Annotated in this window: 26 protein-coding genes; 14 read left to right on the top strand and 12 right to left on the bottom strand. The window is 68.4% G+C overall.

From position 1 onward, the window contains the following. Window positions 1-21: 21 nt before the first annotated feature. The 5 genes from AC1VNX_RS32640 to AC1VNX_RS32620 form a co-directional block, all read right to left on the bottom strand. On the bottom strand, window positions 22-1,152 hold the full coding sequence (locus tag AC1VNX_RS32640; protein ID WP_483161651.1) for an alcohol dehydrogenase catalytic domain-containing protein: 1,131 nt from the start codon (window positions 1,150-1,152) through the stop codon (window positions 22-24). 131 nt (window positions 1,153-1,283) lie between these two features. Then, window positions 1,284-2,267, bottom strand: coding sequence for an ABC transporter permease (locus AC1VNX_RS32635; RefSeq protein WP_483161650.1), 984 nt, complete (start codon window positions 2,265-2,267; stop codon window positions 1,284-1,286). Continuing rightward, entirely contained in the window at window positions 2,264-3,772 is a 1,509-nt protein-coding gene (locus tag AC1VNX_RS32630) for a sugar ABC transporter ATP-binding protein (RefSeq protein WP_483161649.1), read from the bottom strand. The genes AC1VNX_RS32635 and AC1VNX_RS32630 overlap by 4 nt, the downstream gene beginning before the upstream one ends. 25 nt (window positions 3,773-3,797) lie before the next feature. After that, window positions 3,798-4,727 (bottom strand): substrate-binding domain-containing protein, encoded by a 930-nt coding sequence (locus tag AC1VNX_RS32625; RefSeq protein WP_483161648.1) that lies wholly within the window; start codon window positions 4,725-4,727, stop codon window positions 3,798-3,800. 130 nt (window positions 4,728-4,857) lie between these two features. Continuing rightward, window positions 4,858-5,748, bottom strand: a complete 891-nt coding sequence (locus AC1VNX_RS32620) for a helix-turn-helix domain-containing protein (protein ID WP_483161647.1) — start codon at window positions 5,746-5,748, stop codon at window positions 4,858-4,860. Window positions 5,749-6,011: 263 nt separating this feature from the next. Between AC1VNX_RS32620 and AC1VNX_RS32615 the strand changes: the two genes are divergently transcribed. From AC1VNX_RS32615 to AC1VNX_RS32600, 4 genes are all read left to right on the top strand, one after another. Continuing rightward, complete coding sequence (locus tag AC1VNX_RS32615) at window positions 6,012-7,262, top strand: CaiB/BaiF CoA transferase family protein (protein WP_483161646.1); 1,251 nt, start codon at window positions 6,012-6,014, stop codon at window positions 7,260-7,262. A 57-nt stretch (window positions 7,263-7,319) separates the two neighbouring features. After that, complete coding sequence (locus tag AC1VNX_RS32610) at window positions 7,320-8,960, top strand: S8 family peptidase (protein WP_483161645.1); 1,641 nt, start codon at window positions 7,320-7,322, stop codon at window positions 8,958-8,960. Further along, window positions 8,957-9,208, top strand: coding sequence for a hypothetical protein (locus AC1VNX_RS32605; protein ID WP_483161644.1), 252 nt, complete (start codon window positions 8,957-8,959; stop codon window positions 9,206-9,208). The genes AC1VNX_RS32610 and AC1VNX_RS32605 overlap by 4 nt, the downstream gene beginning before the upstream one ends. Window positions 9,209-9,279: 71 nt before the next feature. Next, window positions 9,280-10,194, top strand: coding sequence for a DNA/RNA non-specific endonuclease (locus AC1VNX_RS32600; protein ID WP_483161643.1), 915 nt, complete (start codon window positions 9,280-9,282; stop codon window positions 10,192-10,194). 12 nt (window positions 10,195-10,206) lie between these two features. On the opposite strand, the gene AC1VNX_RS32595 is transcribed toward AC1VNX_RS32600, so the two are convergent. The 6 genes from AC1VNX_RS32595 to AC1VNX_RS32570 form a co-directional block, all read right to left on the bottom strand. After that, the gene (locus AC1VNX_RS32595) at window positions 10,207-10,464 is read right to left on the bottom strand and encodes an acyl-CoA-binding protein (protein ID WP_184640215.1); all 258 of its coding nucleotides are present in this window, start codon (window positions 10,462-10,464) and stop codon (window positions 10,207-10,209) included. A 71-nt stretch (window positions 10,465-10,535) separates the two neighbouring features. Further along, a complete protein-coding gene (locus AC1VNX_RS32590; protein ID WP_483161642.1) occupies window positions 10,536-11,378 on the bottom strand; it encodes a hypothetical protein in 843 nt (280 codons plus the stop codon). Window positions 11,379-11,381: 3 nt separating this feature from the next. Next, entirely contained in the window at window positions 11,382-12,092 is a 711-nt protein-coding gene (locus tag AC1VNX_RS32585) for a TetR/AcrR family transcriptional regulator (RefSeq protein ID WP_483161641.1), read from the bottom strand. A 150-nt stretch (window positions 12,093-12,242) separates the two neighbouring features. Then, window positions 12,243-12,725, bottom strand: a complete 483-nt coding sequence (locus AC1VNX_RS32580; protein ID WP_483161640.1) for a phasin family protein — start codon at window positions 12,723-12,725, stop codon at window positions 12,243-12,245. A 100-nt stretch (window positions 12,726-12,825) separates the two neighbouring features. Next, window positions 12,826-13,275 (bottom strand): acyl-CoA thioesterase, encoded by a 450-nt coding sequence (locus AC1VNX_RS32575; protein ID WP_301503748.1) that lies wholly within the window; start codon window positions 13,273-13,275, stop codon window positions 12,826-12,828. A gap of 110 nt (window positions 13,276-13,385) precedes the next feature. Beyond that, the gene (locus AC1VNX_RS32570) at window positions 13,386-14,282 is read right to left on the bottom strand and encodes a LysR family transcriptional regulator (protein WP_483161639.1); all 897 of its coding nucleotides are present in this window, start codon (window positions 14,280-14,282) and stop codon (window positions 13,386-13,388) included. Between the two features lie 122 nt (window positions 14,283-14,404). On the opposite strand from AC1VNX_RS32570, the gene gtdA reads away from it, so the two are divergent. The 10 genes from gtdA (at window position 14,405) to AC1VNX_RS32520 (ending at window position 24,235) form a co-directional block, all read left to right on the top strand. Beyond that, window positions 14,405-15,466, top strand: a complete 1,062-nt coding sequence (gene gtdA / locus AC1VNX_RS32565; protein ID WP_483161638.1) for a gentisate 1,2-dioxygenase — start codon at window positions 14,405-14,407, stop codon at window positions 15,464-15,466. Between the two features lie 65 nt (window positions 15,467-15,531). Further along, window positions 15,532-16,236 (top strand): fumarylacetoacetate hydrolase family protein, encoded by a 705-nt coding sequence (locus AC1VNX_RS32560; RefSeq protein WP_483161637.1) that lies wholly within the window; start codon window positions 15,532-15,534, stop codon window positions 16,234-16,236. Window positions 16,237-16,265: 29 nt separating this feature from the next. Then, window positions 16,266-17,534: a 3-hydroxybenzoate 6-monooxygenase gene (locus AC1VNX_RS32555; protein WP_483161636.1), complete on the top strand. Its 1,269-nt coding sequence runs from the start codon at window positions 16,266-16,268 to the stop codon at window positions 17,532-17,534. Between the two features lie 65 nt (window positions 17,535-17,599). Then, the gene (locus AC1VNX_RS32550; protein ID WP_483161635.1) at window positions 17,600-18,577 is read left to right on the top strand and encodes a Bug family tripartite tricarboxylate transporter substrate binding protein; all 978 of its coding nucleotides are present in this window, start codon (window positions 17,600-17,602) and stop codon (window positions 18,575-18,577) included. Between the two features lie 96 nt (window positions 18,578-18,673). Then, the gene (locus AC1VNX_RS32545; RefSeq protein WP_483161634.1) at window positions 18,674-19,651 is read left to right on the top strand and encodes a Bug family tripartite tricarboxylate transporter substrate binding protein; all 978 of its coding nucleotides are present in this window, start codon (window positions 18,674-18,676) and stop codon (window positions 19,649-19,651) included. Next, the gene (locus AC1VNX_RS32540; RefSeq protein ID WP_483161633.1) at window positions 19,651-21,000 is read left to right on the top strand and encodes an FAD-dependent oxidoreductase; all 1,350 of its coding nucleotides are present in this window, start codon (window positions 19,651-19,653) and stop codon (window positions 20,998-21,000) included. Before AC1VNX_RS32545 ends, AC1VNX_RS32540 begins: the two co-directional genes overlap by 1 nt. Window positions 21,001-21,095: 95 nt before the next feature. Next, window positions 21,096-21,758: a hypothetical protein gene (locus AC1VNX_RS32535; RefSeq protein ID WP_483161632.1), complete on the top strand. Its 663-nt coding sequence runs from the start codon at window positions 21,096-21,098 to the stop codon at window positions 21,756-21,758. Window positions 21,759-21,840: 82 nt separating this feature from the next. Continuing rightward, window positions 21,841-22,740, top strand: coding sequence for an acyl-CoA thioesterase (locus tag AC1VNX_RS32530; RefSeq protein ID WP_483161631.1), 900 nt, complete (start codon window positions 21,841-21,843; stop codon window positions 22,738-22,740). Window positions 22,741-22,777: 37 nt separating this feature from the next. Next, a complete protein-coding gene (locus tag AC1VNX_RS32525; RefSeq protein ID WP_483161630.1) occupies window positions 22,778-23,386 on the top strand; it encodes a glutathione S-transferase in 609 nt (202 codons plus the stop codon). 135 nt (window positions 23,387-23,521) lie between these two features. Beyond that, window positions 23,522-24,235: an SDR family oxidoreductase gene (locus AC1VNX_RS32520; protein WP_483161629.1), complete on the top strand. Its 714-nt coding sequence runs from the start codon at window positions 23,522-23,524 to the stop codon at window positions 24,233-24,235. Here the strand turns inward: AC1VNX_RS32520 and AC1VNX_RS32515 are convergent. Then, window positions 24,219-25,169: an AraC family transcriptional regulator gene (locus AC1VNX_RS32515; protein ID WP_483161628.1), complete on the bottom strand. Its 951-nt coding sequence runs from the start codon at window positions 25,167-25,169 to the stop codon at window positions 24,219-24,221. The two genes, AC1VNX_RS32520 and AC1VNX_RS32515, sit on opposite strands and share 17 nt — an antisense overlap. Window positions 25,170-25,243: the final 74 nt, after the last annotated feature.

Raw genomic sequence — 25,243 nt, 5'->3', positions numbered from 1 at the left:
GTCCTCTGGCTTGGTTGTCTCTCAGGATCGGGGCTGCGGCTTGAGCAGCACCTTGATGGAATCCAGCGAGTTTGCCAGCGCGAAGGCGCGCTCCCATTCGGTCAGCGGAAAGTCGTGCGTGACGATGCCCTTCGAGGTGACCAGCCCGCGCGCCAGCAGGTCGATGGCCACGGGGTAGCAGTACGGCCCCAGGTGCGCGCCGCGCACGTCCAGCTCCTTGCGGTCGCCGATGATCGACCAGTCGGCGCTGGTCTCGGAGCCGAACACGCTGAACTCCACGAAGCGGCCGAGCTTGCGGATCATCTCCAGGCCCTGCGTCACGCCGATGGGCGCGCCGGTGGTCTCGATGTACACGTCGCAGCCGTAGCCTTCGGTCAGGCCCTTGACGATGGCGTCGGCGTTCTCCGTCTTCGGGTTGACGACGATGTCGGCGCCGTACTGCTTCGCGAGCGCGAGGCGCTCTGGCACGAGGTCGATCACGATCAGCTTCTTCGGCGTCTTCAGCGCCGCCACCTGCACCATCATCAGGCCCAGGGGGCCGGCGCCCGCGATCACCACCACGTCGTCGAGCTGGATGTCGCCGCGGTTCACCGTGTGGATCGCGCACGAGAGCGGCTCGATGATGGCCGCGTCCTCCAGCGAAATGCCGTCGGGAATCCTGTGCACGCGCGCGGTGGGCGGCAGCCGCATGTAGTCGGCCATGCCGCCGTCGGCCACGATGCGCTGGAAGCCGAAGATGTTGTGCACCTCGCACATCCAGTACTTGCCCGAGGTGCAGAAGCGGCACTTGCCGCAGGGCACGATCTGCTCGGCGATCACGCGGTCGCCCTTCTCCACGCCGAAGTGCTCGGCCGCGCCTTCGCCCAGCGCCTCGACGTAGCCGAAGAACTCGTGGCCCGGGATCACCGGCGCCTTCACCCACGAGGGCTGGCCGTCGCCGCCCCAGAACATCTTCGCGCCCGAGTGGCACTTGCAGTCCGAGGCGCAGATGCCGCAGGCGGCGATGGAGATCAGCAGCTCGTTGGCGCCGATGACCGGCATGTCGACGGTCTCCAGCCGGTAGTCCTTCGGGCCGTGGCAGACCACGGCCTGCATCGAGGCGAGCTGGGAGATTGCGCCCGAAGTGCCGGGCTGAAGTTTCTGATAGCTCATGGTTCTTTCTGTTCAGAAGAGTTGCGGTTCTTTCGCGGAACACCGCGGAACCGGCTTCGCCGGCCCGCTGGTGTTGCCCCCGGCAGGGGGGTGGCGTAGCGACACGAAGTGCGCGAAGCCTGGGGGCGAGCTCATCGTTTTGCCTCGCGGCTGATGAAGATGGCGAGCAGCACGATGCCGCCCTTGATGATCAGCTGCAGGTACGGCGACACGCCGATCATGTTCAGCCCGTTGTTCAGCACGCCCAGCAGCAGCGCGCCGACCAGCGTGCCCACGATGGCGCCGCGCCCGCCCGCGATGGAGGTGCCGCCCATCACCACCGCCGCGATGGCGTCGAGTTCGAAGCCCACGCCCACGCCGGGCTGCCCGCTGGTCACGCGCGCGGCCTGCACGATGCCGGCTACCGCGGCGGTGAAGCCGCTGAGCGCATACACCAGCAGCTTGTAGCGCGACACGCGAACGCCGGACAGCCGCGTGGCTTCCTCGTTGCCGCCGATGGCGTACACGTAGCGGCCGAAGGGCGCCATGTTCAGCAACACGTAGGCCACGAGGTAGGTCGCCAGCATGATGAGGATCGGCACCTTGATGCCGCCCAGCACGCCGCCGCCGAGAAAGGCGAAGGAGTCGGGCAATCCGTCGATGGGATAGCCGCCGGTGTAGATCAGCGCGATGCCGCGTGCGATGCCCATGGTGGCCAGCGTCACGATGATGGGCGGCATGCGCAGGCAGGCCACGCAGTAGCCGTTGAACAGGCCGATCACCACGCCCACGCCCAGACCCAGCGGAACCGCCAGCATCGGCGGCAGGCCGAACTGCACCATCAGCCCCGAGGCCAGCGTGCCCGACAGCGCCACCACCGCGCCCACCGAAAGATCGATGCCGCCGGTGAGGATCGCCGCCGTCATGCCGACCGCGATGATCGCGTTGATGGACGACTGCAGCGCGATGTTCTGCAGGTTGCTCCATGAGAGGAAGTTGTCGGTTGCGACGATCATGAAGACCGAGATCGCGACCAGCCCCACCAGCGGCAGGAAGGCCGTGGAGCGGCGCAGCCGGCTGAAGAGGCCGCCCGCGGGAACCGCAGGCACGGGGTGGTGGCTGGCGGTGGCGTTCATTGCAGGCCCCCTCTGGTTGCGTGGCGCATGATGTCCCCGGAGTTGATGGAGTCGCCCTCGAGCATGGCCACGATGGCGCCGCCCGAGAACACCGCGACGCGGTCGCACATGCCGACGATCTCGGGCAGTTCGCTGGAAATCATCACGATCGACTTGCCCTGCCGGGTGAGCTCGCGCATGAGCCCGTAGATCTCGGCCTTGGCGCCCACGTCGATGCCGCGCGTGGGCTCGTCGAAGATCAGCACTTCGCAGTCATGACCGAGCCAGCGCGCGATCACCACCTTCTGCTGGTTGCCGCCCGAGAGCGTGGCCACGCGCGTCTCGATGCCGGGCGCCTTCACGCCGACGCGGCGCGACAGCTCGTTCGCCGAGCGCTCCTCCGAGGCCCTGCCGACCAGCCCCGCGCGGCGGTGCCTGCCCAGGTTGTTCAGCGAGATGTTGAAGCGGATCGTGAAGTCGGTGATGAGCCCCTCGACCTTGCGGCTCTCCGGCAGCAGGCCGATGCCGTTCTCCAGCGCCTGTGTCGGGTCGTTCAGTCGCACGGGCACGCCGTTGCGCAGCACCGTCTTTCGGTAGGCGCGGTCGGCGCCCATCATGCCCAGCGCCAGCTCGGTGCGGCCCGATCCGACCAGTCCGGCGAAGCCCAGGATCTCGCCCTCGTGCAGTTCGAAGGCGTTGACCGGCCCGCCCCTGGCGAGCTGGATGTGCGGTACCTCCAGCACCTTGCGCCCGCGCGGCGCGGGCTGCGGCTTCGGCGGAAAGCTGTGCTCGATGCGGCGGCCCACCATCATCTCGACCAGCGCGTCCACGTTCGTCTCGCCCACTTCGGCATGGCCCGCGTTGGCGCCGTCGCGCAGCACGCTGATGCGGTCGCACACCTCGAATATCTCGTCGAGGTGGTGCGAGATGAAGATCATCGCCACGCCCTTGGCGCGCAGCTCCCGCATGATCTTGAACAGATGTCCGGCCTCGTTCGGCGTGAGCGTGGCGGTCGGCTCGTCGAGCACCAGCAGGCGCGCCTTCAGCGACAGCGCCTTGCCGATCTCCACGAACTGCTGCTGAGCCACGGAGAGCCGGCAGATCGGCGCGTCGAGGTCGATCCGCACGCCCAGTTCGTCGAAGAGCTCGCGCGCCGAGCGCTTCATCGCCGCCTTGTCCATCAGCCCGAAGCGGTTCTTGAGGTAGCGGCCCAGGAAGATGTTCTCCACCGCGTTCAGGTACGGGATGAGGCTGAACTCCTGGAAGATGATGCCGATGCCCGCCGCGATCGCGTCGTTGTAGCCCTCGAACCTGCACTCGCCGCCATCGATGAGGATGCGCCCCTCGTCGGCCTGGTGGATGCCGCCGAGGATTTTCATCAGCGTCGACTTGCCCGCGCCGTTCTCGCCGAGCAGCGCGTGCACCTCGCCCTTGCGAATCGAGAGGTCGATGCCCGAGAGCGCCTTCACGCCGGGAAAGCTCTTCGAGACGCCTTCGAGCCGCAGCATTTCGGCGGTGTCGTTCATGGCCTGGAACTCCTCGAGGCGCGGGTCACCAGCTGAAGGTCTTCGCGCCTTCGGCGTCGATCAGCTTCACGTCGACCGGCACCGCAGCGGGCACGTTGGCGCCCCACTTCTTCGCCAGCGCGATGCCGATGGCCAGGCGGATCTGGTCGCGCGGGTACTGCGCGGTGGTCGCGATGAACTTCGAGCCCGGCTTCTGCATCGCCTTGATGGCCTCGGGCGCGCCGTCCACGCTGGCGAGCTTCACGTCCTTGCCGCTGGCCTCGATGGCCGCGAGCGCGCCCATGGAGCCGCCGTCGTTCACGCTGAAGATGCCCTTCAGGTCCTTGTTGGCCTGCAGGATGTTCTCGGTCACGGTGAGCGCGGTGGCGCGCTCCTGCTTGCCGTTCTGCGTGCTCACCACCTTGATGCCGGGGTACCTGGAAAGCGCCTCGCGGCAGCCCTTCACGCGCTCCAGGATCGGCACCACCGGAATGCCGTCGAGGATGGCCACGTCGCCCTTCTCGCCGATGTTCTTCGCGAGGTAGTCGCAGGCCAGGCGGCCGGCGTCGGTGTTCTTCGAGCCCACGAAGGAATCGACCGGGCCCTGCGCGTTGGCGTCCACCGCCACCACCACCACGTTCGCCTTCTTGGCCGAGCGCACGGCCGACTGCACGCCGGTGGAGTCCGTCGGGTTCAGGAGCAGGATGTCGACCTTCTTCTGGATCATGTCCTCCACGTCGCCGATCTGCTTGGCCACGTCGTGCCGCGCGTCGGTGGTGACCACCGTTGCGCCGATGCTGGCGGCGGCTTCCTCCAGCGCCTGCTTCATGGTCACGAAGTAGGGGTTGTTGAGCTCCTGGAAGGTCATGCCGATGCGCAGCGGCTGCTTCGCCGACTGGGCCTGCGCGGCCGAAGTGCCGCAGACCAGCGCGGCGATGCATGCGGTGAGGGCGGTGGCTTTGAGAAGTTTCGTCATGGTGGCTGTCTCCTTGAGGTTGTCTCGCTGTTTGAAAAAACGCTGGCAAAGGGCCGCCCCGCGCGGCGCCTTCTTGCGCCGCGCCGGAAACGACGCGGGGGAACTCGGTGGGGCGGTGTGCCCCGTGGCGCTACGGCGGACTGGCGGCACGCGAGGCGGCTGCCTGCATGCGGTGGAACTTGCGGAACTTGGTCGGCGGCATGCGCTTGTGCAGCAGGAACTGCCGGTTGAAGTTCGACACGTTGTTGAAGCCCACGTCCATGCAGACGTCGAGCACGGGCTTCTCGCTGTTGGTGAGCAACTCGCAGGCGCGGCTGATGCGCAGCCGGTTCACGTAGCGCACGAAGGACTGGCCCGTGTGCTTGCGGAAGGAGCGCGAGAACGCGCTCGGACTCTGGCCCACCAGCTCGGCCAGCATCGGCTCGCGCAGCTCGTCGCCGAGGTTGGCGGCGATGTGCGCCAGCACGTTGTTGATGGCGTGCGACATGAAGGCCTTCGGGTCGGGCTTGAAGGCCGGGCTCGCGAGGCGCTGGCGGTCCTGGCCGTCGGCCAGCAGCTCGAGCAGCGACAGCAGCAGGATCACCCGGCGCAGGCCGCGCGCCTCCAGCAGCGATTCCATGATCGGCCTGGCCGCGGCGGCGGTCTCGGCCGAGAACAGCAGGCCCGAGCCCGACTCGGCCAGCAGCGGCGCAATGCGCTCGAACTCGGGGAAGGCCGCGGCCATGCCCTGCGCCAGCGCGGCCGGGAACTGGATCACGATGCCGCGCCGCTCCACGCTCTGGCCGGCGGGCACGTCGCTGATCCAGTTGTGCGGCAGGTCGGGGCCCATCAGCACCAGGTTGCCCGGCTCGAAGTGGCCGACGTGGTCTCCCACGAAATACACGCCCTGGGTCTCGACGATCAGCTGGATCTCGTACTCCGGATGGAAGTGCCAGCGCACGGTGCGGTACGGGTAGCCGTGGGCCCAGCAGGTGAACGATTCGTCACCTCGGACTTCGACGATTTCCAGGTCGGGTTGCATGGGGCGGACTGTACGAATCGCTCCTGATGCCAACAACCAGAGATAGCGCCCGGAATTGATACTTTCTTGACCTTGGAGGAGCCGCCGAAGGCCGCCTTGCCGACCCTCATTGCGCCGCAGCAACGGCCTTTCTCCCCGGGAGCGGACCGGGCGGAGGCAGTCATTGCTGCACTGCGGAACCGGCGGGACCTGCGGTGTCAAGAATTCATAGGTGTTTTCCCGCCCTGGCCGGGTGGTTGCGGCGGCGCGGCACACTCGGGCGCATGACGACGACCGCTTCAACCAACACCGCATCCGCCTCGCCGGCCGGCCCGCTGGCCGGCCTCAAGGTCATCGAGCTCGGGCAGCTCATCGCCGGGCCTTTCGCCGCGCGCACGCTGGCCGACTTCGGTGCCGAGGTCATCAAGATCGAGCCGCCGGGCGCGGGCGATCCGCTGCGCACCTGGCGGCTGCTGAAGGACGGCACCTCCGTCTGGTGGCAGGTGCAGTCGCGCAACAAGCGTTCGCTGGCGCTGGACCTGCGCGAGGCCGAGGCGCAGGCCATCGTGCGGCAGCTGGCGGCAGAGGCCGACGTGCTGATCGAGAACTTCCGCCCCGGCGCGATGGAAGGCTGGGGCCTGGGCCCCGACGCGCTGCTGGCCGCCAACCCCGCGCTGGTGATGCTGCGCATCAGCGGCTACGGCCAGACCGGCCCGTACCGCGACCGCCCCGGCTTCGGCGTGGTGGCCGAGGCGATGGGCGGGCTGCGCCACCTCACGGGCGAGCCGGGCCGGGTGCCGGTGCGCGTTGGCGTTTCGATAGGCGACACGCTGGCCTCGCTGCACGGCGTGATCGGCGTGCTGATGGCGATGCAGCACCGGCATGCGACGGTGAGCGCGGAATTCCCGAAAGGGCGCGGGCAGGTGGTCGACGTGGCGCTGTACGAGGCGGTCTTCAACTGCATGGAAAGCCTGCTGCCCGAGTACGGCGCCTTCGGTGCGGTGCGCGAGGCGGCCGGCAGTGCCTTGCCCGGCATCGCACCGACCAACGCCTACCGCTGCGCGGACGGCGGCTACGCCATCGTCGCGGGCAACGGCGACAGCATCTTCCGCCGGCTCATGGAATGCATCGGCCGGCCCGACCTGGCCGCCGACCCGGCGCTGGCCGGCAACACCGGCCGCGTGGCGCAGGTGGAAATGCTGGACGCCGCCATCGGCGACTGGGCCGCGCAGCGCACCGTGGCCGAGGTGCTGGCCGCGCTCGACGCGGCGCATGTGCCTGGCGGGCGCATCTACACCATCGCCGACATCGCGGCCGATCCGCACTACGCCGCGCGCGGCATGCTGCAGCAGGTGCGCATGTCCGACGGCAGCGATCTCGCGGTGCCGGGCTTCGTGCCCAAGCTGTCGCTCACGCCGGCCAGCCATCGGCGCAACGCGCCTGCGCTGGGGGCGGACACCGACGCGGTGCTGAAGGAAATCGGGCTGAGCCCCGGGCAGATCGCGGCGCTGCACGAGCGGGGCATCGTGGGCTAGGGGCGATTCACGGGGCGGAACCGCCGTCGTGCGATAAAGCGGCAAAGGAGAGAGTCCATGGCTGCAGCAGCGAACGAGCGACGGGAAGTTCCGAAACGCAACAACAGCACCGGCACCGGCAATCTTCCGCCCGCGAAGAGCGAGCTCTCGGAATCGGACGGCAAGAAGCTGGAGCACCTGCTGCAGGAGCTTCGCCTGCGTCGCATGGCGCTGGAACCCAAGTTCTCCGACGACGTGATCGTCTGGCCGCCCCGCAGTGCGGAGGCAGGCGGCGCGGAGCTGGCGACGCTGAGCGCGATCAATCTCGGCAACGCGGCAGACGTGATCGGCGAGGGCGTGCGCGGCCGCGGCGCGCCGAGGATGAAGCTGCTCAAGCAGGTCGAGGGCGTGTCGGTGATGCGCGCCAACTCGTCGGCCCTGCTGGCCATGCGCCGTAACACGCCGGGGCTGCGGATCGCACCGGCTGCCTGGGCGTATCTCCAGTACATCCGACCGCTGGGCGACGAGCTGGAAGCGAGCGCGATCCAGGTCGCCGCGGGCACCAAGGTCAAGCGCTTCGAAATGCGCTTTGCCGACCCGCAGGGCAAGCCGGTGGCGGGCGTGCGGGTGAAGGCGCTGGTGGACTGGGACGGCGCGCACGTGCTGGCCGTGACCGACAGCGACGGTATCGCGAGCCTGGGGATTCCGGTGCTCTATCCGCGCGTGGAAATGATCCTGGTCGAACCGGAGCACACGCACTGGTCGGTGTTCGTGAAGGGCTTCGAGCGGGTCGACGCGCCGAAGCGGCTGAACGTGCTGGCCGCGCCGCTGGTGCCCGACAGCTTCCAGCTGCTGGCGAACTACGCGCCCTACGACCCGCACGCGGGCGAGGGCGTGACGGTGGGCGTGATCGACAGCGGCGTCGGGCCCCATGCGGCCATTGCCGTGGCGGGTGGCGGCTGCTTCGTCACCGGCGAGAACCCGGTGGATTTCCTGGACAACGGCATCGGGCACGGCACGCATGTCGCCGGCATCATCGCGGGCCGGATGGCGCAAGGCTCCGGCATCTACGGCCTCGCGCCCGCCTGCCGGCTGATGGCCTACCGCGTCTGCCCGAAGAGCGGCGAGCGCGGGCGGGCCAAGTCGACCGACATCGCCAGCGCGCTCGACAGGGCGATCGCCGACGGCTGCCACATCGTCAACATCAGCATGGGCAGCCTGGAGGCGATGCCGGAGATGCCCGACATCCTCGAGAAGGCGCGCAACGCGGGCGTGGTGGTGTTCGCCGCCACCGGCAACGACGGCCAGCCGCTGCTGCGCTATCCCGCCCGCTACAGCCACACCCTGGCCGTGGGCGCGCTGGGGCGCGACGGGACCTTTCCGGCGGATTGCCCCGAGAGCTTCCAGGAAAGCGAGATCCGCCGCCGCAAGGAATTCGTCGCGGAGTTCTCGAACTACGGGCTTTCCACCGATTTCATCGGCCCCGGCGTGGCGGTGCTGTCGGCTTTTCCGGGCGACAGGTACGCCATGATGTCCGGAACTTCGATGGCCACGCCGTACTCCTCGGGGATGGCAGCCCGTTTGTTGTCAGGGGACAAGAAGCTGCTTAACATGCCCAAAGGCCCTGAAAAGGCCGACGCCATCGTCAGGATGCTGTCCAAGGCAGCCAAAAAGGTGGGTTGGCCGGCCGAGTACGAAGGTTTTGGAGTTCTGAAGTGACCAGCATCGTGTTGACCTACACAGGCAGCCCGCGCAAGAAGTTGTCGGCGGAAGCACGGCTGCGCCGTTGCGTGCCCGGTGTGGTGCTCACGGCCAAGACCAGCACGCTGATGGAAGCCCAGGTCGACGAGGAGCAGCTCGCCGCGCTCGAGCAGAACCCGGAATGGGCTGTCTCCCAGCCCACCTTCGCGGAAATCCGCAAGCCTGTCTTCAGCCTGAAAAACGCACGGGCCAAGCTCGCGAAGTAGTCGCGCAGCGCGCAGCAAGCAATCACCGGGGCCGCAGATGGCCCCGGCGCTTTTCTGGAGGGAGCTTTTCCATGTCCGATGCAGACATCCAGGTCGTGAGCAGTTCGTGGGCCGGCATCCAGCGCGTCGCCGCGACGCCGAAGCCGCCGGAGTTCTTCAAGGGCCGACAGGGCTATTCGGCCGGTTTTCTGGGGCAGGACGCGCACGTCGCGCTGCCGTCCATCGGCGAGTCCATCTCCATGGAAGACATCGCCAGGCTGGAGGACGGCTCCTTCGAGCTCAAGTACCAGCACTTCAGCACGGTGCAGTGCATCTCGCGGCGCGTGCCGCTCTACTCGGCCTGCAACATCGACGGCTCGAAGTCGAAGAACGTCCCGCGCCACGACACCTGGAACTACGACGGCCGCATCAGGAAGGAATACCAGATGCTGCGCGAGGCCTACGGCCCCGGGCAGGAAGGCAAGTTCTCGCGCGGCCACATGACGCGCAGGCAGGACCCGAACTGGGGCTCGCTGGCGACGGCGCAGAGGGCCAACATCGACACCTTCTTCGCCACCAACGCCTGCCCCCAGTGGCAGCCCTTCAACGACGGGCTGTGGGGCGACCTGGAGGACTACGTCCTCGGCAACGCCCAGGGCGATGACAAGCGCATCAGCGTCTTCACCGGCCCGATCCTGCGGGCGGACGACGCGGAGAGATTCGGCATTCAGATTCCCCGCGACTTCTGGAAAGTGGTCGCCTTCATCAGCGAGGCGACCGGCGAACTCAGCGCCATCGCCTACCTGATGAGCCAGGGCACCTATCTCGATTCGGGCGTGGCGCGCGACCTGGAAGACTTCGGCACCTCGCAGCGCCCGCTGGCCTTCATCGAGGCCGAGACCGGGCTGAGCTTCGCGAGCCTGGCAGGCCGCGACGTGCTCGACGGCGCGGACCTCGCCTTCGTGCAGCCCATCCGGCGCTTCGCCGATACGAAGCTGCCGGGCTGAGCCAGCGCGCGATCAGCCGCGCAGCGATTCGATCAGGTCGATGTATTTCTGCTTCGCCTCGTCGGCGCTCAGGCCCTTCTGGGCCGTCCACGCATCCCATTTGGCGCGGGCGACGATGTCGCTGAAGCTGGGCTTCTTGGCGGTGTTGTCGCCTTCGGTGGCCTGCTTGAACAGAGCGTAGATCTTCAGCAGCGTCGGGTTGTCGGGGCGCTCGGCGAGCAGCTTGGAATTGGCCTGGGCAGCTTCGAACAGGGCGTTGAGGTCGGACATGTCGGTCTGGGGGATGTAGAGCGGAAAACCCGCATCTTAAATCTTGCGGTACACGGCCGTACCGGTGCTGCTCAGTCCCGCAGTCCGGCCCGCGCCAGTTCCACCTCCAGCCGCTCCCGCGCATCCGCCGGCTTGAGCGCGGCCGCCTTCTCGTAGAGCCGCGTCGCCTCGCCCGTGCGCGATTCGCCGTGCAGCATGAGCTGCGCGCGGGCGTATTCCATCATCCCGGCGGCGGAATGGGGGTGCAGCTCCAGGCCGCGCTCGAACAGCTCGACCGAGGTTTCGGAGCGCACGCCGTAGGTCATGCGACCGACCAGCGCGCCGACCTTGTCGATCACCTCGGCATGGAAGGAGGCCAGCGCGAGGTGCGCGTCCGCATGCCGGGGCTGCAGTTCGATCACGCGTTCCAGCGCGCCCTTGAGCTTGCTGCCCAAGCCCTGCGCCAGCGCGCGCGCCACGCTGATGCCCTGGCTGTAGCGGCCCAGCGCGTACGACTGCCAGTAGAGCGCCTGGCAGTTCTCGGGCTCGGCGTCGACCTGCGCGCCCGCGCGCTCGATCACCTGGCGGAACATTGCGAGCCGCACCGATTCGCGCGGCTCCAGGTAGTTGGCATAGATCGCGGTCGCCTGGTTGGCCAGCGCCATGCCTTCGGCGCCCTGCAGCAGCCCGATGGCGGCGGCGCGCTCGAACTCGCCGCTGTGGTACAGCGCCCAGCCCTCGGCCAGCGCCGAGCCCTCGGCGGGCACCGGCAGCTCGTGGCCGGCATGCAGGCGCGGCCAATGGAGCAGCACGCTGCGCGCGTCGTAGCGGGGCGAGTCGGCCCAGGGCAGGGGAGTCCAGGGTTCCGTGCCGGCATTGGCCTTGGCTGCGCCGGTGGACATCAGCGAGAGCGGTTTGAAATCGTGGTGGGGCATGTTCTAGACCGCCATATCGACAGGGGAAGCCGCGGCGCCGGTCCCGTTGCTGCCGGGGTCCTCGCCGTTGTAGGCATTGCCGAGCGCCAGCAGATGCAGCCGCTGTTCGCGTCCGAGGTAGGGCGCGAGCAGGTGCAGGGAGTGCAGGCCGCCGCGCATCAGCGCGCCCTGCGCATGCGCGGGCTCGAGCGCCTCGCGCGGGTTGCGCACGTACTCGTAGCTCAGCCAGTAGGTCAGCACCACCACCATGCTTTGCGCGAGCGTGTCGACCTCGTGCACGTCGATCTCCAGGTGGCCGGCGCGGCTCAGGCCGGCGATGAGCTGGCGGATGGCGCGCGCCTTGTTCTTCAGCACCAGCTGGAACTGGGTTTCCAGCCGCCGGTTCTTGCTGAGCAGGTCGTTGAGGTCGCGGTAGAGGAAGCGGTAGCGCCAGATCAGCTCGAACAGGCTGTGCATGAAGAACCAGGCGTCCTCCACGTCGTGCACTCCCTCGCTGGCGTGCAGCAGCTCGTCGAGCTCGGTTTCGTAGGCCTCGTAGAGCTTGTTGATCAGCTCTTCCTTGGCCGGGTAGTGGTAGTAGAGGTTGCCGGGGCTGATGTTGAGTTCGCCCGCCACCAGCGTGGTCGAGACGTTCGGCTCCCCGAAGCGGTTGAACAGATCCAATGCGGCTTCGAGGATGCGTTGCGCTGTGCGGCGTGGCGCCTTCTTTGCCATGCTGGTGCCCCCGGATGTCTCGTTCGTATCTCTTGGGGACACTCTAGCGTATGTGCACCGCACCATGAAGGTACGGGACATGTTTTGCGGCGCCGGTTTTCTTGTGCGGTGCCGCAATCGCCACCGCCCGGCGCGGCGGCTTGCGCGGGGTCAGCCGGCCTTGCTGCGGCGCAAGGTCTTCTTGGCGGCGGGGGCGGCCGCCTTGCGGGCCGCGGTCTTGCGCGCGGCGGAGGCGGTGCCCTGCTGCGCCTTCTTCAGCTGGGCCTCGAGCGCCTCGACGCGCGCCTGCAGCGCGGCCATGTCGGCGGCGCTGGGCATGCCCAGCTTTTCCAGCGCGCGCGCCACGCGCTCCTCGAAGATGTTCTCCAGCTTGCCCCACTGGCCGGCGGCCTTGGTGCCGAATTCGTTGGCGAAGCCGGCCATGCGCTGCTGGGCCTGGGCCAGGGTTTCCTCGGCCGCCTGCTGGGTCTTCTTCTGCATGCCGGCGCCGTCGCGCACCAGCGCCTCGAAGGCCTTGCTGCCTTCCTGCTGCATCTTGGCGAAGGCACCGAGGCCGGCAAGCCAGATCTGCTGGGCGGAATCCTTGATGCGGTCGGCGGCCTTGCCGTTGCTGTCGTCGTCCTGGGTAGCCATGCGATTACTTCCTTTGCTTGCAAACAATCGCCTGACTCTAGCCGCCCGGCGGACTCTTCATTAGAGCTTCGCGTCTATGGGGCGAAGCTCCCGCAGTTGCTCAGACCGAGGAGCCGGCCGCGCGGCTCGCGTCCAGGTGAGTCTTGGCGCGTTCGGCCAGCGCCATTTCGCCGGGGGTGCCGGGCACGTAGGGCACGACCGGCAGCGGACGGCCGTGCGAATCGACCGAGACGAACACGATCAGGCATTCGGTGGTCTTTTCCATCGCGCCGCCCTTCATGTCGCCGCTGCGCACCTCGACCGAGATGTTCATGCTGGTATTGCCGGTGTAGGCGAGGCGGGCCTCCACCTCGACGAGGTCTCCGATCATGATCGGCCGGTGGAAGCGGATGCTGCCGATGAAGGCGGTGACGCAGTAGCGCTTGGCCCAGCTGGTCGCGCAGGCATAGCCGGCCTCGTCGATCCACTTCATGACGGTGCCGCCGTGGACCTTGCCGCCGAAGTTGACGGTGCTGGGCTCGGCGAGAAAACGCAGGGTGATCGAGGACATGGGAGGCCGCCTTTGGTGAATGTGGCTGTGACTATGAAGTGGGGAGCCGCGATTATGCGAGCGGGCACCCGCTTGCGGACGCCGCCGGTCGTCCCGGCACGCACGCTCGGCTAGCTCCCGCTGAACAGTTGCGCCAGCGTGCGCCGCAGCCAGGCATTGCCCGGGTCGGCATGGAAGCGCTCGTGCCAGTGCTGCTTCACCGCGTAATCAGATAGCACGAAGGGCGGCTCCAGCAGCTTCACCGGCTCCTGCGTGGCCAGCACCTTGCCCAGGATGCGCGGCACCACCACGATCAGCTCGGTCTGCGCCACGATGCGCGCCACGCTCAGGAAGCTCGACAGCCGCACCACCACGTTGCGCTTGAGGCCCAGCCGCGCGAGCGTGGTGTCGACGATGGCGTGCCCCGTGCCCGAGGTCGACACCACCGCATGCGCCTCGGCCTCGAAGCGCTTGCGCGTGAGCCTGGTGCCGATGCGCGGATGGTTGCGTGCCGCCAGGCAGACGAAGTTCTGCATGAAGAGCGTCTGCTGGTAGAAGCCCGCGTCCAGCTGCGGCATGAAGCCCACGGCCAGGTCGACCTCGCCGTCCTGCAGCCGGCGGCCGCTGATGGTGGAGATGATTTCCGTCTCGATGTGCACCCCCGGCGCCGCCTGGCGCAGGTGGTCGAGCAGGCCGGGCAGCAGCACCACCTCGCTGATGTCGGTCATGCAGATGCGGAAGCGCCGCTGCGCCTGCGCCGGATCGAAGCTGCTGCGGTTGCCCTGCGCCTGCGCGATCTGGGCCAGCGCCTCGCGCAGGTTCGGGTAGATGCGCTCGGCATGCGGCGTGGGCTGCATGCCCTGGGCGGTGCGGGTGAACAGGCGATCGTCGAAGTGCGCGCGCAGCTTGTTCAGCGCGGTGCTGGCCGCGGCCTGCGCCATGCCCAGCCGCTCGGCCGCCTTCGAGACGTTGCCGGTCTTGTAGACCTCGTCGAACACGGCGAGCCATTCGAGATCGAGTTTCGACATGCGGGCCTCCTGCTTACGGCGAAAGGCACCATTATCGAAATTTCGAATTCCGTGTATTGGCTGCCGGTCTTGAGGAAATAGTGGTGCGGGCCAACAATGCCGCCAACGGAGACACCCGCCCCATGAAACCCGCCCCCTCGAACGCGGCCGAGCGCCGCGACTACTACGACCGCATCCGCCCGCTGCACCTCACGCCGCTGTGGGAGTCGCTGCATGCCCTGGTGCCGCGCGAGCCGCAGACGCCTTGCGTGCCCGCGCTGTGGCGCTACGACGAGATCCGCCCGCTGCTGATGGAGTCGGCCGACCTCATCACCGCCGAGGAGGCCGTGCGCCGCGTGCTGGTGCTGGAGAACCCGGCGCTGCCCGGCAATTCGTCGATCACGCAGTCGCTCTACGCCGGGCTGCAGCTCATCATGCCGGGCGAGGTCGCGCCCTCGCACCGCCACGTGCAGTCGGCGCTGCGCTTCATCGTCGACGGCAAGGGCGCCTACACCACAGTGGGCGGCGAACGCACCACCATGTACCCCGGCGACTTCATCATCACGCCCTCGTGGGCCTGGCACGACCATGGCAACGAAGGCATAGGCGGCAGCGTGGAGCCGGTGGTGTGGCTGGACGGCCTCGACATCCCGATGCTGCGCTTCTTCGACGCAGGCTTCGCCGAGAACGACGACTCCAAGGTGCAGCACGTCTCGCGCCCCGAGGGCAACAGCCTCGCGCGCTTCGGCCACAACATGGTGCCGGTTCGGCACGACCACGCATCGGCCACCTCGCCGATCTTCAACTACCCCTATGCGCGCAGCCGCGAGGCGCTGGCCCAGCTGCAGAAGCAGGAAGCGCCCGACACCTGGCTGGGCCACAAGCTGCGCTACATCAACCCGCTGACCGGCGGCTCGCCGATGCCGACCATCGCCACCAACCTGCAGCTGCTTCCGAAGGGTTTCGCAGGCAAGGCGCATCGCGCCACCGACGGCGCGGTGTACAGCGTGGTCGAGGGCCACGGCACGGCCGAGATCGCGGGCCAGCGCTTCACTTTCGGCCCGCGCGACACCTTCGTCGTGCCCTCGTGGGCGACGCTGAAGCTCTCGTCGCCGAACGAAGACGCGGTGCTCTTCAGCTTCTCCGACCGTCCCGTGCAGCAGGCCATGGGCATCCTGCGCGAAGCCTTCCTCGAAGACGCCTGATCCGGTTTCCTCTTTTTCTTTCTTCTTGTCTGACCGTGTGCCGCCCTGAGCGGCAGGAGTTCCCCATGTCCTTCGTCTTCACGCCTCCCTCCATCGTCGGCATTCCCGTCGTCGGTTCCGACCAGCAGTTCCCGGTGCGCCGCGTCTACTGCGTGGGCCGCAACTACGCCGCCCATGCCCGCGAGATGGGCTTCGACCCCGACCGCGAGCCGCCTTTCTTCTTCTGCAAGCCCAACGACGACGCCTCGGTGGTGCCGGTGGCCGACGGCAAGGGTGTCTCGATTCCCTACCCGCCGCTCACCAGCAACTACCACTACGAGGCCGAGCTGGTGGTCGCCATCGGCAAGGGCGGCGCCAACATCCCGGTCGAGCAGGCCGCGAGCCACATCCACAGCTACGCCGTGGGCCTGGACATGACCCGCCGCGACCTGCAGATGAAGATGCGCGAGCAGGGCCGTCCCTGGGAGATCGGCAAGGCTTTCGACTTCTCCGCGCCCATCGCGCCGCTGCGCACGCTGGCCGACGTGGGCGAGATCAACGCCGGCGCCATCGTGCTGGAGGTCGACGGCGAGGTGCGCCAGAAGAGCGACATCACCCACCTGATCTGGTCGGTGAACGAAGTCATCGCCAACCTCTCGACACTGTTCACGCTGCAGCCCGGCGACCTGATCTTCACCGGCACGCCCGAGGGCGTGGGCGCGGTGAAGCCGGGCCAGACCATCAAGGTGAGCATCGAGCGCCTGCCGTCGCTCACTGTCCATATCGAGTGATTGCCTCGACCTGAAAGCGCAGGCCCGCCATGACCCTTTCGAAGAACTCTCCCACCGTGCTGCTGGTCGGCGGCGGCATCGGCGGCATGGCCGCCGCGCTGGCGCTCGCGCGCCTGGGCGTTTCCATCGACCTGCTCGAACAGAGCGCCACCATCGGCGAGATCGGCGCCGGCCTGCAGCTCGGCCCCAATGCCTTCGCGGCGCTCGATGCGCTGGGCGTGGGCGAGGCGGTGCGACGGGGCTCGGTCTTCACCGACCGGCTGGTGATGATGGACGCCGTCGACTGCGGCGAAGTGGCCTCGGTGCCGGTCGGCGAAGCCTTCCGCGCGCGCTTCAGGAATCCTTACGCGGTGAGCCATCGCGCCGACCTGCACGGCGCGATCCACGAGGCGGTGAAGCAGCATCCGCTGATCCGCTTCCACACCTCGGCGCAGGTCGAGTCCATCGATCTGGGCGGCCAGGGCGTCACCGCCGTCACTCGCGACGGCCGCAGCTTCAAGGCCGACGCCATCGTCGGCTGCGACGGCGTGAAGTCGGTGGTGCGCGGCAGGCTCATCGGCGACGCGCCGCGCGTGTCGGGCCACGTGGTGTATCGCGCCGTGGTGCCGGCGGCCGACATGCCCGCCGACCTGCGCTGGAACGCGCCCGTGGTCTGGGCCGGCCCGAACTGCCACCTGGTGCACTACCCGCTGCGCCACGGTGAGCAGTACAACCTGGTCGTCACCTTCCACAGCCGCGAGAAGGAAGAGTGGGGCGTCACCGACGGCAGCAAGGAAGAAGTGCTCTCGTACTTCGAGGGCGTGCATGCGCGCCCGCGCCAGCTGCTCGATCGCCCGACCTCCTGGCGCCGCTGGAGCACCGCCGACCGCGACCCGGTCGAGCGCTGGAGCGAAGGCGCTGCCACGCTGCTGGGCGACGCGGCGCATCCCATGATGCAGTACCTCGCGCAGGGCGCGTGCATGGCGCTGGAAGACGCCGTGACGCTCAGCGAGGCGGTGAAGGCCTGCGGCTTCGACATGCCCGCCGCCTTCAAGCTCTACGAGGCGGCGCGCGTCGCCCGCACGGCGCGCGTGGTGCTGTCGGTGCGCGAGATGGGGCGGCTCTATCACGCCAAGGGCGTGGAGCGCCTGGTGCGCAACAGCCTGTGGCCGGGCCGCACGCCCGAGCGCTTCTACGACGCGGTCGAATGGCTCTATGCCTGGCGGCCCGAGCGCTGCCTGGACGACGCGCCCGAGTCGCTGCGGCCTTCGCCCTCGGCCCGGGTCGAAGCCGGCGCCGTCGAGCTTTCGCCGCACTGAATCCCGTTTTCTTCTTTCCCCAACGTTCACAACCATCGAGGCCGAAGGCCCAGGAGACAAGAGAGATGAACTTTTCGCGCGCACTGCTCACAGGCATGCTGGCCCTCAGCGCTGCGACGGCGGCGCTGGCCCAGTCCGGCGACTACCCCAGCAAGCCGGTGACCCTGGTCACGCCCTTCGCCGCCGGCAGCGGCCCCGACGCGGTGCTGCGCCTCGTCTCCGACAAGCTATCGCGCCTGTGGAACCAGCGCGTGGTCATCGACAACCGGCCTGGAGGCGGCGGCTTCATCGCCATCGACCAGGCCCGCCGCGGCGCACCCGACGGCTACACGCTGCTGCAGCTGGACAGCGAGCACATCGCCGCGCTGCCGCACCTGTACAAGTCGCGCAACTTCGTGACGCTGCAGCATTTCGATCCGGTGGCATCGCTCTTTCGCACGCCCTTCTTCGTGGCCGTGGGCACCGACTCGAAGTGGAAGAACATGGGCGACCTGATCGCCGCGGCCAAGGCGAACCCCGACGGCATCGTCTACGGCTCGTGGGGCGTGGGCAGTCCGGGTCATCTGGGCGCGCAGCAGCTCGAAGCGCTCACCGGCATCCGCATGCGCCACGCGCCGTACCGCGAGGTGTCGCAGCTGTATTCCAACGTGGGTACCGGCGAGGTGCCGTGGGCCTTCGCGAGCATTCCGTCGAGCCAGGGCATCTACAAGGCCGGCAAGCTGCGCTACATCGCTGTGGCTGCGACCAGGCGCATTCCGCAGATGCCCGACGTGCCGACCATGGCCGAGGCGGGCGGACCGGCTTCGCTGGAAGTCAATTCATTCGTGTCGCTGCTCGCGCCCAAGGGCGTGCCGGCGGCCATCAAGGCGAAGATCAATGCCGACGTGGCCAAGGTCATCGCCGATCCCGAGATCCGCGCCCGCTTCGACACCTTCGCCTTCGAGCCGCTGGCATGGTCGCCCGAGGAAATCGAGCGCAATGCCGAGGCCAAGTCGAAGATTTACGGTGAGCTGGTGCGAAGGGGCAACATCAGCCTCGAATAGAGAGGGCGCGCCGGGCTTCGGCCTTGCCCGGTGTCTTGCCCGGCAGTTAAGCTGGCCCTCTTTGGTCTTTTGACAACTTTTTCACACTTTCCCTTCATGCAAGCTACCAAGAGAGCCCTTTTGATTGCCTGCGGTCTGGCCGCCGCCGCCGCGCTGCCCCTGAGCGCCAATGCCGACAACGCCGCCTGGCCGACCAAGCCGATCCGCCTGCTCGTGGGCTTCCCCGGTGGCTCCACGCCCGACATCGCCGCGCGCACCATCGCCGAGCCGCTGTCGAAGGCGCTGGGCCAGCCGATCGTGGTCGACAACAAGGCGGGCGCCTCGGGCAACATCGCGGCCGACCAGGTGGCCAAGGCCACCGACGACCACACGCTGGGCATCGTCATCAACGGCAACCTCACGTCGTCGAAGATGCTGTACCCCAAGCTGCCGTACGACCCGGTCAAGGACTTCACGTACCTCTCGCTGATCGCGACCGCCCCGCTGGTGCTGGTGGCGCAGAACAACCTGCCCTCGGGCGCCGCCTTCTTCGACGCAGGCCGCAAGGCCGGCGACAAGTGGAACTACGGCTCGGTGGGCATCGGCTCGGTCGGCCATTTGGGCATGGAGCTGCTCAAGACCCGCGTGCCCGGCTTCAAGCCCGAGCACGTGCCCTACCAGGGCAACCCGCAGGTCATCACCGCGATGCTGGGCGACCAGGTGCAGATGGGCCTGATCCCGCCGGGCGTGGCCATGCCGCAGATCAAGGCCGGCAAGCTCAAGGCCATCGGCCTCACGGGCGGACGCAGCGCGCTGGTGCCCGAGATCCCGCCGCTCGCGGACGCCGGCGTGAAGGACTTCAACCTCGAAGTGTGGGTGGCGCTGCTGGGCCCGTCCAACCTGTCGAAGGTGGCGCAGGCGCGCATCAGCCGCGAACTCGAGATCGTGATGAAGAGCCCCGAGGTGCGCCGCAAGCTCTTCGAGCAGGGCTGGCAGGCCGTGGGCACCTCGCCGGACGGCATGCGCACGCGCGTCAACGAAGAGGCGGCGATCATGACCAAGATCATCTCGGCCCGCGGCATCAAGTTGCAGTGATGACAGTCCAGACATTGAACGAACCGGCGCGCGCGCTGCCGGTGTTCGGCGAATACGACGTGGTGGTGGTCGGCGGCGGCCCCGCCGGCATCGCGGCGGCCGTGAGCGCCGCGCGCCACGGTGCGAACACGCTGCTGGTGGAGCGCTACGGCTTTCTCGGCGGCATGGGCACGGCCGGCGGCGTCACCAACTTCGCGGGCCTGTACGGCAAGCGCAAGGGCGAGATGACGCAGCTGGTGCGCGGCGTGGTCGACGAACTCATCGACCGCATCGCCGGCTTCAACGGCATGAACCAGCCGCAGAACGGCATGGGCGGGCGCATCTGCGTGCGCTCGTACGACACCTCGGCCTACAAGCTGGCCGCCGACCAGATGCTGGACGAAGCGGGCGTGAAGCTGCTGTTCCATGCGCTGGCCGCCGCGGTCGTGCTCGACGGCAAGCGCATCGCGGCGCTGGTGGTCGAGACCAAGTCGGGCCGCCAGGCGATCCGCGCCAATGCCTTCATCGACGCCAGCGGCGACGCCGACGTGGCCGCCTTCGCGGGCGTGCCCTTCGAGGTGGGCGACGGCCATGGCAGCGGCCTCTTTCCGACCACCATGTTTCGCATCGGCCAGGTGGATGCGCCGGCCGCGCTGGAGGCGGTGGGCGAGTTCAAGGCCATCAACGACTTCATGGCGCGCGCCGAGCAGCAGAAGCCGGGCGTCTACAAGTTCCCGCGCGAGGGCGCGATCCTGCGGCCCAACAAGGACCCGCGCGAGTGGCGCGCCAACGTCACGCAGATCCGCAACTCCGAGGGCCGCGCGATGAACGGCGTCGACGCGCGCGAGCTCAGCCAGGGCGAGCTCACGGGCCGCCGCCAGATCGCCGCGTACTTCGAGTTCCTGAAGGCCGAGGTGCCGGGCTTCGCGCAGTCGGCCATCGTCGAGATCGCGCCGCAGGTCGGCATTCGCGAGACGCGGCGCATCCAGGGCCTGTATGCGCTCGGCCGCGAGGACATCCTGGGCTCGGCGAAGTTCGACGACAACATCGGCCTGAACGCCTGGCCGATGGAGATGCACGCCGACGGTCGCATCGAGTGGGCCTTCCCGCGCGACGAGGACAACGCCTACAACCACCTGCCCTGGCGCATGCTGGTGCCGCGGACGCTCGACAACCTGCTGGTGGCCGGGCGCTGCGCGTCGATGACGCACGAGGGCCAGTCGGCCGCGCGCGCCAGCGGCGGCTGCTTCGTCATGGGGCAGGCCGCGGGCACGGCGGCGGCGTCGCTGGGCGCGGGCAACTTCGCGGCGGTCGACATCCCGGCGCTGCAGAAAAAGCTGGCAGCCGACGGCGTCGACCTCGACCGCTGAGCGCCGGGGCGCGCTAGAGTCCGGGGCAGGATGAACTCGACCCCGGACGAAACGTGAACCTTCCTTCGTTGCCGGCCATTTCGTTGCCGGTCGCCATGCGCCGCGTCCTCCTGGCCCTTTCCTGCGCCGCTCCCGGCTTCGTGCTCCTGGGCTGCGCCAGCACTCCGGAGGGCGAGCCCGTCCACGGCAAGGAGGCGATGGTGAGCTTCCTCGCGAGCAAGGACGGCCGCAAGCTGGTCATCGTCGGCGAGAAGCACCACTACGTGTTCGACGGCGACCCGTCCGTGGCCTCCATCCTGCGCTGGGACGGGCGCACGCGGATCACGCCCGCGCTGGTCGGCGAGTTCAAGGTGGAGCGCAACCAGAACTTCGAAGGGCAGTACGTGCTGCTGGCCTTCGACGCCGACCTGTCGGCCGACGACCAGGCCTTTCTCACGCAGACCGGCTTCGCGAAGACCGAGGTGAAGTACGGCGACCGCACCGGGCCGGCGCTGCGCTACTTCGGCACCGTCAGGGGCAAGCGCTACGAGGCCGGCGTGCTGAAGGAAGGCGAGGGCGTCGACTTCTCGCGCACCCGCTACCTGAACTACGTCGAGCAGGAAACCGCAAGCGGCCCCGCCGACAAGGCCGCGCCCACGCCGGTAGGCCGCGCCGCCGACGGCTCGCTGGTGCTGGGCGGGGCGCCGCTGGCCGTGGTGCAGGGCGGCACGGACTACAGCTGCCGCGCGCGGCTCATGGACGTCTGCTTCTTCAAATAGCAGCCGCTGACAGGCCCGCGACAGCCGGCGGGCGCGGGCTTTGCTATGGTCGAGGGTTGCTTTCCGACTGCTTTCCCCTCCGATGACCACCGATCCCGCCACTGCCTCCCGCCTCGTCGACGAACTCGTCTCGCTCATGCAGCTCGAGCCTCTGGGCGGCGACCGCTTCCGGGCCCAGAGCGAGGACATCGGCACGCCGGCCGTGTTCGGCGGCCAGGTGCTGGGCCAGTCGCTGATGGCCGCGAGCCTCACGGTGGGCGCCGAGCGCCCGGTGCATTCGATGCACGCCTACTTCCTGCTGCCGGGCGAGCATGCGCCCATCGAGTACAGCGTCGATCGCGTGCGCGACGGCCGCAGCTTCACCACCCGCCACGTGGTGGCGCGCCAGCAGGAGCGCATCATTTTCGAGATGTCGGCCTCCTTCCAGACCGTGGACGAGGGCGTCGAGCACCAGTTCGACATGCCCGAGGTGGCCGGCCCAGAGGGCCTCATCAGCGAGCTCGACCAGCGCATCGCCCTCGGCGACCGCCTGCCCGAGCCCTGGCGCACCAAGGCGATCCAGCCGCACGGCATCGAGTACCGCCGCGTCGACCCCGAGGACCTGATGACGCCGCTGCCGCGCCCGACCTCGGCGCAGAGCGCCATCTGGATGCGCGCCATCGCGCCGCTGCCCGACGACCCGATGGTGCACCGCGCGCTGCTGGCCTACGCCTCCGACCACGGCCTGCTGCGCGCCGCGATGCTGCCGCACGGCCTGAGCTTCATGAGCGGCCAGGTGCGCCCCGCCAGCCTCGACCATGCGATGTGGTTCCACCGCGATTTCCGCATGGACGACTGGCTGCTGTACGTGCTCGACTCGCCCAGCGCGGGCGGCGCGCGCGGCCTGTGCCGCGGCAGCCTCTACGCGCGCGACGGCCGGCTCGTGGCCTCGGCCGCGCAAGAGGGCATGCTGCGCATCAGGAAGCCGGCGGCTCGCGCATAGTGCGTTCTGGCGACTCAGCCGAAACAAGGTCACCATCATGAAAATCTTCTTCTCCCCCGCTTCCCCCTTCGTGCGCAAGTGCATGGTCGTGGCCCACGAGCTCGGCGTTGCCGACCGCATCGAGAAGCTGCCCAGCGCGGCCGGCCCGGTGAAGCGCGATGCCACCATCATCCCGAAGAACCCGCTCGGCCAGGTGCCCACCTTCATCACCGACGACGGCCAGGTTCTGTTCGACAGCCGCGTGATCTGCGAGTACCTCGACGCCGCGCAGTCGGGCAAGCTGTTTCCGGCCGATGGCAAGGAGCGCTGGGCCCGCCTCACCGAACTCGCCCTTGCTGACGGCATGACCGGCGCCGCGCTGCTCGCACGCTACGAGACCGTGCTGCGCCCCGAAGAGTTGCGCTGGTCCGACTGGACCGACGGTCAGCTCGCCAAGGTACGCACCGGCCTCGAATGGCTGGAGACCGCCGCGCCTTCGTTCGGCGACCGCGTCGACATCGGCACCATCGCCTTCGGCTGCGCGCTGGGCTACATGGATTTCCGCTTTCCCTCGGTGGACTGGCGCGCCGAGGCGCCGAACAGCGCGAAGTGGTTCAAGGTGTTCAACCAGCGGGCTTCGATGCAGGCGACCTTGCCGACAGCCTGATCTTCGTTTCAATCGCGGGAGTGGAGCATCCGGACTCATTCGTACGCACCCCCGGCGCACCCGCAAGTCCCCATCTGGCAGGAGACTGGATTCCTTGGCTAAATGCGTTCTCTCGCATGAACAAAGGAATCACAAATGTCTTCTGAAGACCAGAAAAGAGTAGCCATCGTCACCGCCGGCGGCAGCGGCATGGGGGCCGCCGCGGCGCGCAAGCTCGCTGACGACGGCTTCCGCGTGGCCATCCTCTCGTCGTCGGGCAAGGGCGAGGCGCTGGCCGCCGAGCTCGGCGGCATCGGCGTGACTGGCTCGAACCAGTCGAACGACGACCTGAAGCGGCTGGTCGACAAGGTCGTGGCGCAGTGGGGCCGCGTCGACGTGCTGGTCAACAGCGCAGGCCACGGGCCGCGCGCGCCCATCCTCGACATCACCGACGAAGACTGGCATCGCGGCATGGACGTGTACCTGCTGAGCGCGGTGCGTCCCGCGCGGCTGGTCGCGCCGCTGATGGTGCAGCAGGGCGGTGGGGCCATCATCAACATCTCCACTTTCGCGGCCTTCGAGCCCGATCCGGTGTTCCCCACCTCGGGCGTGTTCCGCGCGGGCCTCGCGGCTTTCACCAAGCTCTTCGCCGACACCTACGCCTCGAAGAACGTGCGCATGAACAACGTGCTGCCCGGCTTCATCGACAGCCTGCCGGAGAAGGCCGAGTTCCGCTCGCGCATTCCGATGGGCCGCTACGGCAAGAGCGCGGAGATCGCGGCCGTCATCGGCTTTCTCGCCTCGGAAGGCGCGGGCTACATCACGGGCCAGAACCTGCGGGTGGACGGCGGTATCACGCGCTCGGTGTAGCCGCGCTGCGGCTCAGCGTGCGAAAGCGCCCGGGGCTCTCGCCCACCATCCGCCGGAAGGCGGCACTGAAGGCAGTTTCCGACTGATAGCCGATGCGCTCGGCGATGCGCGCGATGGCTTCGTCGGTGTGCCGCAGCGCATTGCGTGCCACCGTCATGCGCCAGCCGCCCAGGTAGTCGAGCGGCGTCGATCCCGTCAGCGATTTGAAGCGCACCGCGAAGGCGGTGCGCGACATGCCCGCCGACTGCGCGAGGCGTTCCACGGTCCATGGATGCGCGATGTCTCCATGCATGCGCGAGAGGGCTTCGCCGATGCGCGCATCTGCCATCGCGCCCAGCCAGCCCTCGGGCTGCGGCGCATTCGCCAGGTACACGCGCAAGGCCTGGACCAGCACCAGCGAGGCGAGATTCGTGCGGGCGATCGACGCGCCCGGCCGCATCTCGGCCGTCTCCCAGCCCAGCAGGTCGAGCAGCCCCACCAGCGGCCGCGCGCCGGGGTCGCTCGCGCGCAGGTGGATCAGCGGCGGCAGGTGGCGCAGCAGCAGCTCGCCGGCTTCGCTGTCGAGCGTGAAGCGGCCGCTCGCCATGGTGACCGCCCCGGCATCCCCTGCACCACGGCCGTCGTAGCGCAGCACGCCGTCGGGCCCGCGGTGGTCGCGGCTGACCCGTATGCCGTCCTGCAGCGGACCCGGCGGATCGCTGGAGGAAGTGAAAGGCTGGCCGTTGGTCAGCAGGTAGAAGTCGCCCGCCTCCAGCAGGACCGCCGGGCCCTTGTCCCCGATCTGCAGCCTCAGCCGCCCCGTGAGCACGCCGCCCAGCTTGATGTGGGAGTCGTAGTGGGGATAGCGGAATGCCCAGCGGCCGCGTGCCTCGAAGCGCGAGGAGAGCGTGCTGCTCACCGTGAGCATCGACAGGACATCGGACAACGGATCCATGTTTTCTTCTGTACGAATGAATAAGAAAAGTGGCTTGTTGATTATTCAATCATTCAGTTCGAAGCGTGACCATC

Source organism: Variovorax sp. TLI9-5A, from assembly GCF_056867935.1.
Note: the sequence above shows the minus strand (reverse complement) of the source record. Positions and strands in the feature narration are given on the sequence as shown.